Raw genomic sequence first — 15,252 nt, forward strand, 5'->3', positions numbered from 1 at the left:
CACCTTCCGATACGACGGTTCCGCAGATGCCGAGAGACGGGTTACCCCCACCGCTCCTTTGCGAAGGTGACCCCCACCCCTTACCCCTCCCCTCAAGGGGGAGGGGGACGAATGCGGCGGCCCCTTGCGCCCACCTCCCCCTTGAGGGGAGGTCGAACGACCGTATGGTCGTTCGGGTGGGGGTTGCGATCTCACAGCCCGCTCCATCATCCGAAATGAACGCAACAAGGTATCCGATGCCCGAGACCGCCACACGACACGCCCTGCCCGCCTTCGTTCCTCCCGAGGAGGCGCGCGAGGACGTGCTGCCGCTGCTGATCCCCGTGGCCGACGATGTCGGGCCGGGCATCGACCGGTTCTGGCTCGGCAACCTGACGGCCGCCGAGAACCCGCAAGCGCTGGCCGAGGCCGGGATCACCGCGAGCCTCAATCTGGCGATGAACATCTTTCCCGCGCCGCTCGTGTTGCCCGACGGAACGGAGATGCGCCGCTATCAGATCGGCATGCTGGATGGCCCCGGCAATGCGCCGCAGACGCTCGCCGCCGCCGTGATGCTGATCGACGGGCTCGCCCGGATCTATACGCAAGGCAAGCCGCACTATCCCGCGCACAAGCCGGGCGGGCTGCTGGTCCATTGCCGGGGCGGGCGATCGCGCTCGGTCACGGTGCTGGCGTTGTGGCTGCATTGGCGCAAGACTTCGAAATATCCGAGCCTTGAGGCCGCCATCAGACATCTGCGCCAGTTGCGCGGGCTCGCCGACAGCCATCCGCTGCCGCCGATGATCGCGCTGGCAAACGAGGTGCTGGACCGGGGGCTGCTCGCGCGATGACCTGCCCAGGCTCGAAGATAGCTGCCCTTCGGCGCTTCGTTTCCGCGGCCGATGTCGCTGAACGGGCCGGCGTCTCGCGCTCCACAGTCTCGCGCGCCTTCACCCCCGGCGCACAGGTGTCGAAATCGGCGCGCAACCGGATCCTCGCCGCAGCGGAGGAGCTCGGCTACCGGGTCAACCGGCTCGCCCGCACGCTGCATCAGGAGCGCTCCGACCTCGTCGGCATCGTCGGCGGCAATTTCGCCAATCCCTATATCTCCGCGCAGCTCGACGCGCTCAGTTCCGCGCTGCATGCCCGCCACCTGCAATGCCTGCTGATGAACACGGCGCATGCCGGCGGCGACGTCTCGGAGGATCTGGCGCGGCTGCTCGACTACCGGGTGCGCACGGTGGTGCTGCTGTCGGGGGCGACGCCCGACGAGCTGATCCGGCTGTGCGCACAGAACGGCGCGCGCATGGTGCTGATCAACCGGCCGCAACCGCCGGAAGGCACGCTCGCCGACCTGATCCTGTGCGATTCCGCCAGAGGCGGCCGGCTGGCGGCGGAACGCCTGGCGATGGCCGGCTGCAAGAGGGTCGCCGTCGTCGTTTCGGGCTCGCGCACCTCCGCCAAGACCGCACGCGCCGATGCCTTCTGCGCGGAAATGGACCGGCGCGGCATTCCCGTCACCCGCTGGGCCGACGGGGCGAATTCCTATGCGACCGGCCAGGAGGCCGCCCGCGCCCTGCTCGCCAGACGTGGCGCATGTCCCGGCCCACACATAGAACACGACGGCATTTTCGGCGTCACCGACGAGATCGCGCTGGGCGTGCTCAACACCGCGCGGTTTGAACTTGGGCTTTCCGTGCCCGGCGACCTCTCGGTGATCGGCTTCGACGACGCGCCCATCTCCGGCTGGGCCTCGCACGGGTTGACGACCATCCGCCAGTCGCTGGAGGAGCTGACCCGCGCCACGGTGGAAGCGATCGAGCGGCCCGCTGGCGCGCCGACGACCCGGTTCGAAGTTCCGGTCCAGCTGGTCGAGCGCAGCACCGTGGCGTGATTGGCTGCGGCCCCGGAGATTCCGGTTGACAAATATCGATATATCGAGAATTCTGGATATATGGATAAAAATAGAAGCCATGCACTCATCGCATTCGCTGCGCTCAGCCAGCCGATCCGTCTCGACGTCTTCCGCCTGCTGATCCGGGCGGGGCACGACGGCATGGCGGCGGGCGAGATCGGCGCCGCTCTCGACGTCCGCCAGAACACGCTCTCGTCCAACCTGTCGATCCTGTTGAACGCCGGGCTGGTGCGCAACGAGCGGCAGGGACGCTCGATCCGCTACTACGCCGACATGGACGGCTTGCGCGGGCTTTTGGGTTTCCTGCTACGCGATTGCTGCGGCGGACGCGAGGACCTGTGCAAGCCGCTCATCGACGAAATCGCCTGCGCCTGCTGAGGGAGGCCCGCATGCCCGATCCGGTTTACAATGTGCTGTTTCTTTGCACCGGCAATTCCGCGCGTTCGCTGATTGCCGAGACCATCCTGAACGCCGAGGGCAAGGGGCGCTTCCGGGCCTTTTCCGCCGGTTCGCACCCCAAGGGCCGACCGCACCCCTTCGCCATCGACCTGCTGGAAAAGCTCGGTCACGACACGTCCGGCCTGCGCTCCAAGAGCTGGGACGAATTCGCAGGCCCCGGCGCGCCGAAGATGGACTTCGTCTTCACCGTCTGTGACCAGGCGGCCGCCGAGGCCTGCCCGATCTGGCCCGGCCAGCCGATGACCGCGCATTGGGGCGTGCCCGATCCGGCGGCAGCAACCGGCACGGAAAGCGAACGCCGCCTCGCCTTTTCGGAGGCCTACCGCATGCTGTCCACCCGCATTTCGCTGCTGCTGAACCTGCCCATCGCCTCCATCGACCGGCTCGCGCTCAAGCGGCGCCTCGACGACATCGGCGCCAACCAGCGCGAGCCTGCCCGATAACCCCGTTTTCCGGACGTTCCCGACATGACCGACACGATAGCCCAGACCACCCCGGGCGCACCCGCAATGGGCCTCTTCGAACGCTTCCTCACGCTGTGGGTGCTTGCCTGCATCGTCGCCGGCATCGCCTTCGGCCAGGTCGCGCCGGGCGTCTTTCATGCGGTCGGCGCGCTGGAGGTGGCCAAGGTCAACTTGCCCGTCGCTCTCCTGATCTGGCTGATGATCATCCCGATGCTGGTGAAGATCGACTTCGCGGCCCTTTCCGGCGTGACGAAGCACTGGCGCGGCATCGGCGTGACGCTCATCGTCAACTGGGCGGTGAAGCCGTTTTCCATGGCGCTGCTCGGCTGGCTGTTCATCGGCTGGCTTTTCCGGCCGATGCTGCCGGCCGAACAGATCGACAGCTACATCGCCGGCCTGATCCTGCTGGCCGCCGCCCCCTGCACGGCGATGGTTTTCGTCTGGTCGAACCTGACGAGGGGCGAGCCGCATTTCACGCTGACGCAGGTGGCGCTCAACGACGCGATCATGGTCGTCGCCTTCGCCCCCGTCGTCGCGCTGCTGCTGGGGCTGTCCGCCATCACCGTGCCGTGGGAGACGCTGGTGATCTCGGTCGTGCTCTACATCGTCGTGCCGGTGATCATCGCCCAGATCATTCGCCGCACCGCGCTGCGGCACGGGGAAGCGGCGCTGGGCCGGCTGCTGTCGCGCCTGCAACCCGTCTCGCTCGTGGCGCTTCTGGCGACGCTGGTGCTGCTGTTCGGCTTTCAGGGCCAGCAGATCATCGCGCAGCCGGCCGTCATCGCGCTGCTGGCGGTGCCGATCCTGATCCAGGTCTATTTCAACTCCGGCCTCGCCTATCTCCTGAACCGCTGGTCGGGCGAGGCGCATTGTGTGGCCGGACCTTCGGCGCTGATCGGCGCCTCCAACTTCTTCGAGCTGGCGGTGGCCGCCGCAATCAGCCTGTTCGGCTTCCATTCGGGCGCCGCACTCGCCACCGTCGTCGGCGTGCTGATCGAGGTGCCGGTCATGCTGTCGGTGGTGTGGATCGTCAACCGCTCCAAGGGCTGGTACGAACGCGGCGCGCGCGTCAGCTGATGCCGTAGTCCTGAAGCTTGTACTGCAGCGCGCGCCGGCTGATGCCGAGCTGGAGCGCGGTGCGGGCGCGGTTGCCGTCGTTCTGGGCGAGCGCCATCTCGATGATGTGGGCCTCGAAGCGGCCGACCATCTCGCGCAAGGGGCGGATGTCGCCCGCCTCCGGCATCGCCATCGGATCGCTGAGCGCCGCCTTTCCGCACGCGACGCTTTCGGGCAGGTTCTCCACCAGGATGACCGGCGTCGTCGACATGATGACGGCGCGCTCCACCGCGTTGGCGAGCTCGCGCACGTTTCCGGGCCACGAATAGGCCAGCAGGCATTCCATCGCCGCATCGTCGAAGCCGCGGATCGTCACGGCGTTTTCGGCGCAGAAGCGCTCCAGGAAGTGGTTCGCCAGAAGCTGGATGTCCTCCGGCCGCTCGCGCAGCGGGATCGTCTTCAGCGACACCACGTTGAGGCGGAAGAACAGGTCCTGCCGGAAGGTGCCCTCGCGCACCATCGCCTCCAGATCGCGGTTGGTAGCGACCACAACGCGCACGTCGGTCTGGATGGAATGTTCGCCGCCGACCCGCTCGAACTCGCGTTCCTGCAAGACGCGCAGCAGCTTGACCTGCAACTCGCGCGACATCTCGCCGATCTCGTCGAGAAACAGCGTGCCGTGCTCGGCCTGCTCGAACCGGCCCCGGCGGCGCGACACGGCCCCGGTGAAGGCACCTTTCTCGTGGCCGAAGAACTCGCTTTCCAGCAACCCCTCCGGGATCGCCGCGCAATTGACCCTGACGAATGGCCCCTCGGAGCGCGGACTGCCGTAGTGAATGGCGGCGGCCACCAGCTCCTTGCCGGTGCCGCTCTCGCCCTGCACCAGAACCGTCGCCTGGCTGCGGGCGACCTTGGCGATGGTTTCGCGCAGCTCCATCATGCGCGCGTTGTCGGTCAGGATGCCTTCCGAGCCGTAGCGCTCCGAAAGCTCGCGCCTGAGCGACACGATGTCGGCGCGCATGGTGTTGATTTCCAGCGCGCGGCGCACCAGCAGCCGGATCTCGTCGAGGTCGAACGGCTTGATCACGTAATCGAAGGCGCCGTCGCGCATCGCCTGCACCGCCGTGCCGACCTCGGCGAACGCGGTCATCAGGATGACGGTGGCCTTGGGATCGATCTCGATGATCGCCTTCAGCGCCTCCAGCCCGTTCATCCGCGGCATGCGGATATCGAGCAGCACGATGGTGGGATGGTGCCGGCGGAAGGCCTCGAGGCCTTCCCGTCCATCTCCGGCGGTGATGACGTTGAATCCCTCGCGGGAAAAGACCGGCGCCAGCATGTGGCAGATCGCCTCGTCGTCGTCGACGATCAGGGCGGTGGTCGCGATATCGCTCAAGAGCGTGTCTCCTCGAGACCTTGTCGTTCGACGGGCAGCAGCACGACCACGGTCGTGCCGATGCCCTCCTTGCTTTCGAAGGTAATGGTTCCCTGGTGGGCATCGACGATCCGCAGCACCATGGCAAGGCCGAGGCCGGTGCCGGCGGGTTTGGTCGAGAAGAAGGGTTCGAATACCTTGGCCTTGAACTTTTCCGGCAAACCGACGCCGTTGTCCTTGACCGCGATCATGACCTGCTGGTCCTTTCGCCGCGTGGTGACCGTGACGACGCCCGCATCCTCGTCGCTCATCGCCTGAAGCGCGTTGATGAAGAGGTTGAGCAGAACCTGCTTGAGCGCCTCGCCGTCGGCATCGATCACCGGCACGTCGTCGCCCAGATCAAGCTCGAAGCGGGCACGCGACTTGCCCTTGGTCAGGAAGGCCATCTCCTCCACCAGCTGATTGAGCTGAACGCGCGCGATGCGCGGCGGCCAGGGCCGGCCGAAGACGAGCAGACCCTCGATGATGTGGTTGAGGTTGTCGACCTGACGGATAATCAGCGGCGCATATTCGCGCCATTCATCCACCGTGTTGTTCTCGCTCAGATATTGCATGAAGCCGCGGATGGAGGTGAGCGGATTGCGGATCTCGTGGGCGATGCCGGCGGTGAGTTCGCCGAGCGCGGCCAGCCGGTCGGCCCGCATCACCTGCCCCATCAGCCGGTCGCGCTCGCTGACGTCCTTCAGCACGACCACCGCGCCGATGCGCTGCCCCTCGCCGTTGCGCAGCACCGAGGACGAGGCGGTGATCTTGCGATCCGCGCCGAGCGCGGCGATCTCCAGGTTCTCGCCGATGTGGGAATGACCGGTCCTGAGCGTGTCCAGAAGCACGCTCGCCATGCCCTTTCGCTCCTCGAACAGCTGCTGGTAGGAGCGCCCGATCAGCTCCTTGCCGTTGACGTTGTAGAGCTCCTCGGCGGCCGGGTTGAACATCAGCACGTTGCCGTCCAGATCGACCGCGATGATGCCGTCGGCGACCGACGACAACACGTTCTCGGTGAGCGTGCGGGCATCCACCAGCTCCTGCGCCATCCGGTTGATCGCATTGCCGATATCGCCCATCTCGTTCTTCATCGGCGGCACGGTGACGCGCAGATCCGCCTTCATCCTGTCGAGGCTTTGGATGATCAGGTTGACGTCGTTGGTGAGCCCGCGCGACGTGAAGAACGTCGCCACCAGCGCCAGCAGCAGCCCGGCGACGACGCCGTAGCCCACCGCCTCGCGGATCGCATCCTTCTGCCGCTCGACCGCCTTGGTGAATTCGTTGGCCCAGATATAGCCGATGACATCGCCGTTGCGAACGATCGGCAGCATGGCGTTGAGAACCTGGCCGCGCACCATGCTGCCGTAGGCGATCAGGGGCTTGCCGGTGCGCATCACTTCCCGGCCCGGATGATCGGCGGAAATGCTGTGCCCGACGGTTCCCTCGTACTGCTCGCTCGGTCCGTAGCTGATGATCGCGTCGAGCGCGCGGGAATAGTAGCCGACCCCGGCGCCCTCGTCGGCATGAGCGACCTCGTCGGTGATCCGGCGGAGCTTTGCGTTCAGATGCCGCACGGCCGCGTCGCGGTCCGCTTTTCCCGACGGCAGGTCGGAGAGCATCGCGTCGAACCCGCCCGGCCCGAGCTCCTCGTCCAGAATGCGGGTCAGCGCAAAGAGCTTGTCCGTCTTTTCCGCCGTCAGCGTCTGCTGGCCCTCATGCTCCAGCATGAAGGAGACGAGCGCGACAGGCAGCGCCGCGACGAACAGCGACATCAGCACCAGCCTGACCTTCAGACTGGGCGAGAAGCCGGATTGCAGGCGAGAGAACAACGGCTGCAGGCGACCGATCCACGCCATGGGCCCCTCCGATCCATAGAGCATGCTCGAGACGCGCGAATGCGCGTACGCCTGCTATACATATTCAGTTCGCTTGCACAATCGGCAAACTATATTGCCGCATGTGCATTATCTTGCACGCGATGTGCAGTTATTTTCACACCAACCAAAATTTGCACTTCGCCACCTAGCAAGAATTTGCACACTTCGTGAAATTTATTTCATTCAACCAAGTCAGGTGAGAACGGTTCCAGACTCGATTTTTTATTTATGATATTGATTTTATTGATTAATTTTTCTTCAAGGCGGATTGGCACGATCATTGAATATACTTGATCGTCATGGCGATCCACGGCAGCGCGACGAGACAATACTGGTCGACTTCAAGTTGTACCCGTTTCCGCACGATGCCGGGACAATCCCAGGGAAGGAAAATTCATGAGCAAGGTAAGTTCTCTCTCCGCGGCCGTGGAGGAGATCCCTGACGGGGCTTCCGTCATGATCGGCGGCTTCATGGGGGTCGGCTCCCCCTTGAGGCTGATCGACGAACTGGTGCGCCAGGGCAAGCGCGACCTCACCGTCATCGCCAACGACACGGCGCGGCCCGATTTCGCGATCGGCAAGCTGATCGACGCCAAGGCCGTTTTCCGGCTCGTCGCCTCCCATATCGGCCTCAATCCCGAGACCCAGAAGCAGATGATCGCCGGCGACATCGAGGTTGAGCTGGTGCCGCAGGGCACGCTTGCCGAACGCATCCGGGCCGGCGGCACGGGACTTGGCGGGGTTCTGACCAAGACCGGCGTGGGCACGGTCGTTGCCGAAGGCAAGCAGACCATCGACGTGGACGGCGACACCTACCTTCTGGAAAAGCCGCTCATCGCCCAGTTCGCGCTGATCTACGCCTGGCGCGCCGACTATTTCGGCAACCTCCAGTACGAGCTCACCGCCCGCAACTTCAATCCCCCCATGGCCATGGCCGCCGGCACCGTGATCGCCGAGGCCGGCGAGATCGTGCCGGTCGGCGTCATCCCGCCGGATCAGGTGGAAACGGTGAGCGTCATTGTCGACACCCTCGTGGGCCGGGAGGACTGAATCATGAATGCCAAGGAAATCATCGCCCAGCGCGTCGCACAGGAAATGGCCGACGGCGACCTCGTGAACCTCGGGATCGGCCTGCCGACGCTGGTCGCGAACTATCTGCCCGCCGGCGTACGCTGCTTCTTCCAGTCGGAAAACGGCATCATCGGCATGCAGCCGCTGGATGGTCCGGGCTCCGCCCTTGCCGCCCTCACCGATGCCGGCGGCGCGCCCACCAGCGTCATTCCCGGTGCCGCCGCCTTCGACAGCGTCGCCTCCTTCGGCTTCATCCGTGGCGGCCACCTCGACGTGACCGTGCTGGGCGGCATGCAGGTCGATGAAGAGGGCATGCTCGCCAACTGGATGATCCCCGGCAAGATGGTGCCCGGCATGGGCGGCGCCATGGATCTGGTGGCAGGCGCCAAGCGCGTCATCGTCGCCATGACCCACACCGCCAAGGGCGCGCCGAAGATCCTGAAGAAATGTAACCTGCCCCTGACGGCGGTGCGCCGCGTCAGCCTCATCGTCACCGAGCTGGCGGTCATCGAACCGACCGCGGAAGGGCTCGTTCTGCGCGAAATCGCTCCCGAGACGACCGTCGACGCCGTTAAGGCCGCTACCGAGGCCTCTCTCATCGTCGCTCCGGATGTCGGCGTCATGCAACTCGCCGCCTGACGCCCGTCATCGTCACATTCTGAGGACAACCAAGATGCCTACCGACACAGTACAGTCGGTGGACACGGATGCTGCCGGCCAGTTTACCGCTGGCGAACAGGAACAGTCGCGCGGCCTGGCGCGACTGGCATTCGGGTTCACCAAACTCGCAGAGAAGTATTTTCCCGACGCCTTCATCTTCGTCATCCTGACGACCATCGTCGTGGCGCTGGCCGATGTCGGCGTGGGTGCCCATCCGCTGGAGATCGCAAGCGGCTTCGGCTCCGGCTTCTGGTCGCTGATCCCCTTCACCCTCCAGATGGCCATGGTCGCGATCACCGGCTTTGTGGTGGCCTCCTCGCCGCCGTGCTCCAAGCTGATCGCGAAGCTCGCCAGCGTGCCGATGACCGGCCCGCAGGCAACCGCGTGGGTCGCCTTCGTCTCGATGGGCGCCTCCTATCTGAACTGGGCGCTCAGCCTCGTCCTCGGCGGCCTGCTGGTCCGGGCGATCGCACGGCGCACCGACCTGCGCATGGACTATCGCTGCGCCAGTGCCGCGGCCTATCTCGGCCTCGGCTCGACCTGGGCGCTGGGTCTCTCGTCCTCTTCGGCCATGCTCCAGGCCAATCCGGCCTCCCTGCCGGCGTCGATCTCGCAGATCAGCGGCGTCATCCCGCTGAGCGACACGATCTTCCTGTGGCAGTCCGTGGCGCTCTACTTCGTCCTGATGATCTGCTCGGTGGTGGTGTTCTACTTCGCCAGCCCGCGCGGAGCCCAGGTGAAGACCGCCGCCGACCTCGGCGTCGACGTCTTCGACGAATTCGCCGCCCCGCAGAAGCAGGAGCGTCCCGGCGACTGGTTCGAATTCACGCCGATCCTGCCGATCCTCATCGTGCTGCTGGCCGTCGGCTACTTCTGGAGCGAATTCTCCACCAAGGGCGTGCTCGGCACCGTCTCCAGCCTCAACAACTACAACTTCTTCTTCCTGATGCTGGGCCTGCTGCTGCACCGGAACATCCGCAGCTTCCTGACCGCGGTCGCCAAGGCCGTGCCGACCACGACGGGCGTGATCATCCAGTTCCCGTTCTACGGCGCGATCGCAGCCATGCTGACCCATGTCGCCGGCTCCGACGGCGTCACGATCTCGCACCATCTCTCGCAGCTCTTCGTGAGCATCGCCAACGAGGATGTCTTCCCGATCGTGATCGGCATCTATTCGGCGATCCTCGGCTTCCTCGTCCCCTCCGGCGGCGGCAAGTGGATCATCGAGGCCCCCTACGTGCTGCAGGCCGCCAAGGACATTCACGCCCACATGGGCTGGGCCGTCCAGGTCTACAACGCGGCGGAAGCCTTGCCGAACCTGATCAACCCCTTCTGGATGCTGCCGCTGCTCGGCATCGTCAAGTTGCAGGCCAAGGACATCGTCGGCTTCACCTTCACCCAGCTTCTGGTGAGCGGACCGATCGTCTTCTTCCTGCTGTGGTTCTTCGGGGAAACCTTGGCCGGCTGACCGGCCCGCAACATCCGCGGGGGCGGCACTCGCCCCCGCGCCCCTCCGCGCTTTGTCGCTAGTCGCATTTCGATATGTCCAGCCGCACGACGAAAGGCCTCCCGCTCGAGGTCGCAGCGTGCTCCGGGCCCAATCAGGAGACCTGTCATGAGTTCAATCGTCATCGCCGCAGCCGCACGCACCCCCGTCGGCTCGTTCAACGGCGCGCTCGCTTCCCTGCCGGCCCACGCGCTGGGCGAGATCGTCATCCGTGAGGTGCTGAGCCGGGCGAAGACGGAGCCGGGAGACGTGGACGAGGTCATCCTGGGGCAGATCCTGACCGCCGGCCAGGGCCAGAACCCCGCGCGACAGGCCGCCGTCAATGCCGGCATCCCGAACTCCAAGACGGCGCTGTCGATCAACCAGCTGTGCGGATCGGGGCTGCGCGCCGTGGCCCTCGGCCTTCAGGCGATCAACAACGGCGATGCGAATGTCGTCATCGCCGGCGGCCAGGAGAGCATGAGCATGGCGCCGCATTGCGCCAACCTGCGCTCCGGCACCAAGATGGGCAGCCTTGAACTCATCGATACCATGCTGCGCGACGGCCTGACGGACGCCTTCCACGGCTACCACATGGGCGTGACGGCGGAGAACATCGCCTTCCAGTACGGCATCACCCGCGAGGCCCAGGACGAATTCGCCGCCGGCTCCCAGCAGAAGGCCGAGGCCGCGATGAAGGCCGGCCGCTTCAAGGACGAGATCGTTCCCGTGACGATCAAGAGCCGCAAGGGCGAGACCGTTGTCGACACCGACGAGTTCCCGCGTGCCGGCGTGACGGCGGAAGCGCTCTCCAAGCTGCGGCCGGCCTTCTCCAAGGAAGGAACGGTGACCGCCGGCAATGCCTCCGGCATCAATGACGGTGCGGCCGCCACGGTGCTGATGAGCGAGGAAGCCGCCAAGGCCCGGGGCCTGACCCCGCTTGCCCGGATCGTTTCCTGGGCCACCCGCGGCGTCGATCCCAAGATCATGGGCACCGGCCCGATCCCCGCCTCCAGGGCCGCGCTGGAGAAGGCCGGCTGGAGCGTCGACGATCTCAATCTCATCGAGGCCAACGAGGCCTTCGCCGCCCAGGCCATCTCGGTCAATCGCGAGCTTGGCTGGGACGTCGCCAAGGTCAACGTCAACGGCGGCGCCATCGCGCTTGGCCACCCGGTCGGAGCCTCCGGCGCCCGCATCCTCGTCACCCTGCTCCACGAGATGCAGCGCCGCGACGCGAAGAAGGGCCTCGCCACGCTGTGCATCGGCGGCGGCATGGGCATCGCCATGTGCCTCGAACGCGCCTGAAGACGGCCGCGGGCCCGCGACCGGGATCGGCGGAGACACGATGCCGGCTCCTGGGCCCGCCCCCATCGCTTATGCGCGCGCGACATTAATGAAATAATGAAAAAGAATTTCTCGCGCAAAGAAATCGGATTGATATGACCTAGGTCAATAAATTCTGTATTTGCGATAATATAAAAAGATTAGATCGCAACAAAGCACACTTGGTGCTCCCCATCCTGCCAAAACCGGGAGTATCCAAGGGCGGGTGCCGTCCTCAACGGCATCCGCCGCCCCATTCGTCCTGAAACAACCATCGAACAGAGGCTGCCATGCGAGCCAATCTCGTTCTTGTCGTAAACTGCGGTTCCTCCTCGCTGAAGTGCGCGGTTTTCTCTCCCACCGACACGGATCCGCGCATACGCGCCCTGGCCGAATGCATCGGAACGCGGGAAGCGCGGCTGACCATCAAGAGCGGTGACGCGCATACCGAGATCGCGATGCCCCACGGCCAGCACGCCGACGCGCTGGAGCATTTTCTCGCCGCCCTCAGGAAAAACGGCCTGCTGGAAGCCATCGGCGCCGTTGGCCATCGCGTCGTCCACGGCGGCGAGACCTTCAAGGCATCGACCCTGATCACCCCGGCGGTTCTGTCCGACATCGAGGCCTGCAGCGCGCTCGCACCGCTGCACAATCCGGCGAACCTGGCCGGCATCGCCGGCGCGATGAAGGCGCTGCCGGACCTGCCGCAGATCGCCGTCTTCGACACCGCCTTCCACCAGACCATGGAACCGGAAGCCTATCTCTACGGCCTGCCGCGCGCGCTCTACCGCGACCTCGGCGTGCGCCGCTACGGCTTCCACGGCATCTCCCATTGCTACGTCGCATCCGAGGCGCAGCGCCTGCTGGGGCTTCCGCATGATGATCATTGCCTGATCATCGCCCACCTCGGCAACGGCGCATCCGCGACCGCGGTACGAAACGGCCGGGTGACGGACACGACCATGGGCATGACGCCGCTTGAAGGCCTGATCATGGGAACGCGTTCCGGCGACGTCGACTTCGGCGCTCTGGCGCATGTGGCACGGCGACGCGGCATGGACGTTACGGAACTGGAGCACATGCTGAACCGCGACAGCGGGCTGCTCGGCCTGTCCGAACTCTCCAGCGATTGCCGGGAACTGGAGGCCGCCGCTGCGGCCGGACACGACGGCGCGCGCACCGCGCTGGCGGTCTTCGCGCACTCCATCGCCCGCCACGTGGGAGGCCTGGCGATGTCGCTGCCGCGGGTGGACGCGCTTGTCTTCACCGGCGGAATAGGAGAGAACTCCGTCAAGGTGCGCTCCGACGTCGTCAGCCGCCTGGCGGCCCTCGGCCTCTTCGAGGACAAGACCGCCAATGCCGACGTGCGCAACCGCGGTCCCCGCGTGATCGGGCGCGGCCCGGGCGGCGTCGTCGCCGTTATCCCGACCAACGAAGAACGAATGATCGCGCTCGACGCCTTCACCCTGACAGGGCTCGCTCCCAGGGCAGTCGAGGCAGCCAAGGCTATGGTTCAATGAGTGAATTTCCAAAGGGACGCGCGTTGTTCGTTGTCCCCACCCAGGCCGACGATCCGATCTCGGACATCGCACGGGCACTGGTCCTGCTGTTTGAGGAGGCCGGACACGAGGTCGGCCGCGTAAAGCCGGTCGCGGAAGCCGGTGAGGATCCCGACCGGCCGGAAGGCCCGTTCGTCTCCAGACGCAATGCCGAACGGATGATCCGGCAGGATCGTGCGGCCGATCTGCTCGACGAGGTCGTCGGCATCGTCGTCTCCGCCCGCCAGCACCGTCAGTTCATGGTCGTGGAAGGCGCGCTGCCGCTGCCCGGCCACACGCTGCTGAACGACCTGAACTACGCGATGGCCCGGGGCCTGAGCTGCGACGTCGTGCCGTTCGTTTCCGGCGAGGCGGCCGATCCGCAGGACGTCATCGACCGCATCGAGGACGTGCTCTACGGCATCAAGCGCAGCCGCGGCTCCAGCCCCATCCGGGTTATGGTCGGGGCGCCCGCCAATGCGGAGCAGGCGGAACAATTGCGCCGGGCGCTGGAGGAACGGGCCTTCCCGTGCCCGTGCGATCTGATCGATACGTCCGCACCGTCCACTTCCGCACCCTTCCCGGCAACCCGGATCGAGGGGCTTGCGGAGCGCATGCGCGACTGGTTCCCCGCGCTCTCGCGCAATCCGCATCTGCGCCGGCTGACCCCGCCGCTGTTCCGCTACCGGATGGTGGAGATGGCCCGTCAGGCGAACAAACGCATCGTGCTGCCGGAGGGCGACGAGCCGCGCACGCTGAGGGCGGCCGCGATCTGCGCGGAGAAGGGCATAGCCCGCTGCGTGCTGCTCGGTCAGCCGGACGAAATCCGCGCCAGCGCCGACGCCATCGGCGTGACGCTGCCGGACAATATCGAGATCCTGAACCCCGCCGACATCCGTCCGAGCTACGTCGCGCCCATGGTCGAGCTTCGCAAGAGCAAGGGCATGACGCCGGAGCAGGCGGAGGAGGCGCTGCGCGATCAGGTCGTCCTTGGCACCATGATGCTGGCCGAGGATGACGTGGACGGCCTCGTTTCCGGTGCGGTCCACACCACGGCCAGCACGATCCGGCCGGCGCTGCAGCTGATCAAGACGCGCCCGGGCGCGAGCCTCGTCTCCAGCGTGTTCTTCATGCTGATGCCGGAGGAGGTGTTCGTCTACGGCGACTGCGCCGTCAACCCGGACCCCACGGCCGACCAGCTGGCCGAAATCGCCATCCAGACGGCGGATACCTGCGTCACCTTCGGCATCGATCCGAGGATCGCGATGATCTCGTACTCCACCGGCGATTCCGGCCAGGGCGCCGACGTGGACAAGGTGAAGGCGGCGACCGCCCGCGTCCGCGAGCTTCGACCCGACCTGACCATCGACGGGCCGCTGCAATACGATGCCGCGAGCGTGGAGAGCGTCGGGCGCCAGAAGGCGCCGGGCAGTGCGGTCGCGGGAAAGGCGAACGTCTTCATCTTCCCCGACCTCAACACCGGCAACACGACCTACAAGGCCGTGCAGCGTTCCGCCGGCGTCGTCAGCATCGGCCCGATGCTTCAGGGCCTGCGCAAGCCGGTGAACGACCTGTCACGCGGCTCGCTGGTCGACGACATCGTCTACACGATCGTGCTGACGGCCATCCAGGCCGCCGGACAGGACGGGATTGCAAACGCCGAGCCCCGCGCCGCGGCCGAATAAGGCCAACCGACATGAAAGAGGCCGCGGGAGCAACATGCCTGCGGCCTCTTTCCTTGTCATCCGCCCGCGCCATGCGCAGAGGCTTGCAGCAGCTTTTCGCGATGGCCATTTCCGGCCGCTTCGCTCGCTATCGACCCGGCATTCGGGGCATTGAGGTCCCATTTCGCGCGCGCGGCCCGTTCGATTGCGACCTCGATTGCCCAAATATTGGTCAACTCCGTCCATCCAGATCCGGACGGGCGAACCTCGCATCATCCTGAAATAAAATCGGTTTCGAAAAAACCCAGGCTCGCGCTGCGGCAGCTGGACGGTCATTTGCGCG

At 65.8% G+C, this 15,252-nt stretch carries 13 protein-coding genes; 11 read left to right on the top strand and 2 right to left on the bottom strand.

The window, feature by feature from the left end; genetic code table 11:
- The first annotated feature begins 236 nt into the window (after positions 1 to 236).
- The 5 genes from V2L18_RS15905 (at position 237) to arsB (ending at position 3,894) form a co-directional block, all read left to right on the top strand.
- The gene (locus V2L18_RS15905) at positions 237 to 830 is read left to right on the top strand and encodes a dual specificity protein phosphatase (RefSeq protein WP_336179270.1); all 594 of its coding nucleotides are present in this window, start codon (positions 237 to 239) and stop codon (positions 828 to 830) included.
- Entirely contained in the window at positions 827 to 1,873 is a 1,047-nt protein-coding gene (locus V2L18_RS15910; protein WP_336179271.1) for a LacI family DNA-binding transcriptional regulator, read from the top strand. Before V2L18_RS15905 ends, V2L18_RS15910 begins: the two co-directional genes overlap by 4 nt.
- Positions 1,874 to 1,933: 60 nt before the next feature.
- Positions 1,934 to 2,272 (top strand): metalloregulator ArsR/SmtB family transcription factor, encoded by a 339-nt coding sequence (locus tag V2L18_RS15915; RefSeq protein ID WP_336179272.1) that lies wholly within the window; start codon positions 1,934 to 1,936, stop codon positions 2,270 to 2,272.
- Positions 2,273 to 2,283: 11 nt separating this feature from the next.
- Positions 2,284 to 2,796 (top strand): arsenate reductase ArsC, encoded by a 513-nt coding sequence (locus V2L18_RS15920; protein ID WP_336179273.1) that lies wholly within the window; start codon positions 2,284 to 2,286, stop codon positions 2,794 to 2,796.
- Positions 2,797 to 2,862: 66 nt separating this feature from the next.
- Complete coding sequence (gene arsB, locus V2L18_RS15925; RefSeq protein WP_336179483.1) at positions 2,863 to 3,894, top strand: ACR3 family arsenite efflux transporter; 1,032 nt, start codon at positions 2,863 to 2,865, stop codon at positions 3,892 to 3,894.
- Here the strand turns inward: arsB and atoC are convergent.
- Complete coding sequence (gene atoC / locus V2L18_RS15930; protein WP_336179274.1) at positions 3,887 to 5,269, bottom strand: acetoacetate metabolism transcriptional regulator AtoC; 1,383 nt, start codon at positions 5,267 to 5,269, stop codon at positions 3,887 to 3,889. The two genes, arsB and atoC, sit on opposite strands and share 8 nt — an antisense overlap.
- The gene (atoS, locus tag V2L18_RS15935; protein ID WP_336179275.1) at positions 5,266 to 7,146 is read right to left on the bottom strand and encodes a two-component system sensor histidine kinase AtoS; all 1,881 of its coding nucleotides are present in this window, start codon (positions 7,144 to 7,146) and stop codon (positions 5,266 to 5,268) included. Before atoS ends, atoC begins: the two co-directional genes overlap by 4 nt.
- Positions 7,147 to 7,563: 417 nt before the next feature.
- Here atoS and V2L18_RS15940 point away from each other — a divergent pair, with 417 nt between their 5' ends.
- The 6 genes from V2L18_RS15940 (at position 7,564) to pta (ending at position 14,930) form a co-directional block, all read left to right on the top strand.
- Entirely contained in the window at positions 7,564 to 8,217 is a 654-nt protein-coding gene (locus V2L18_RS15940; RefSeq protein ID WP_336179276.1) for a CoA transferase subunit A, read from the top strand.
- A gap of 3 nt (positions 8,218 to 8,220) precedes the next feature.
- Positions 8,221 to 8,877 (top strand): 3-oxoacid CoA-transferase subunit B, encoded by a 657-nt coding sequence (locus tag V2L18_RS15945; RefSeq protein WP_336179278.1) that lies wholly within the window; start codon positions 8,221 to 8,223, stop codon positions 8,875 to 8,877.
- Positions 8,878 to 8,911: 34 nt separating this feature from the next.
- Positions 8,912 to 10,366: a TIGR00366 family protein gene (locus V2L18_RS15950; RefSeq protein ID WP_336179279.1), complete on the top strand. Its 1,455-nt coding sequence runs from the start codon at positions 8,912 to 8,914 to the stop codon at positions 10,364 to 10,366.
- A 147-nt stretch (positions 10,367 to 10,513) separates the two neighbouring features.
- Positions 10,514 to 11,689: an acetyl-CoA C-acetyltransferase gene (locus tag V2L18_RS15955; protein ID WP_336179280.1), complete on the top strand. Its 1,176-nt coding sequence runs from the start codon at positions 10,514 to 10,516 to the stop codon at positions 11,687 to 11,689.
- Positions 11,690 to 11,997: 308 nt separating this feature from the next.
- Positions 11,998 to 13,227 carry an acetate kinase gene (locus tag V2L18_RS15960; RefSeq protein WP_336179281.1) on the top strand — a complete coding sequence of 410 codons (1,230 nt, stop codon included), beginning with the start codon at positions 11,998 to 12,000 and terminating at the stop codon, positions 13,225 to 13,227.
- Entirely contained in the window at positions 13,224 to 14,930 is a 1,707-nt protein-coding gene (pta, locus tag V2L18_RS15965) for a phosphate acetyltransferase (RefSeq protein WP_336179282.1), read from the top strand. Before V2L18_RS15960 ends, pta begins: the two co-directional genes overlap by 4 nt.
- The last annotated feature ends 322 nt before the right edge of the window (positions 14,931 to 15,252 follow it).

The organism is Breoghania sp. JC706, from assembly GCF_037026715.1.
GTDB lineage: Bacteria > Pseudomonadota > Alphaproteobacteria > Rhizobiales > Stappiaceae > Breoghania.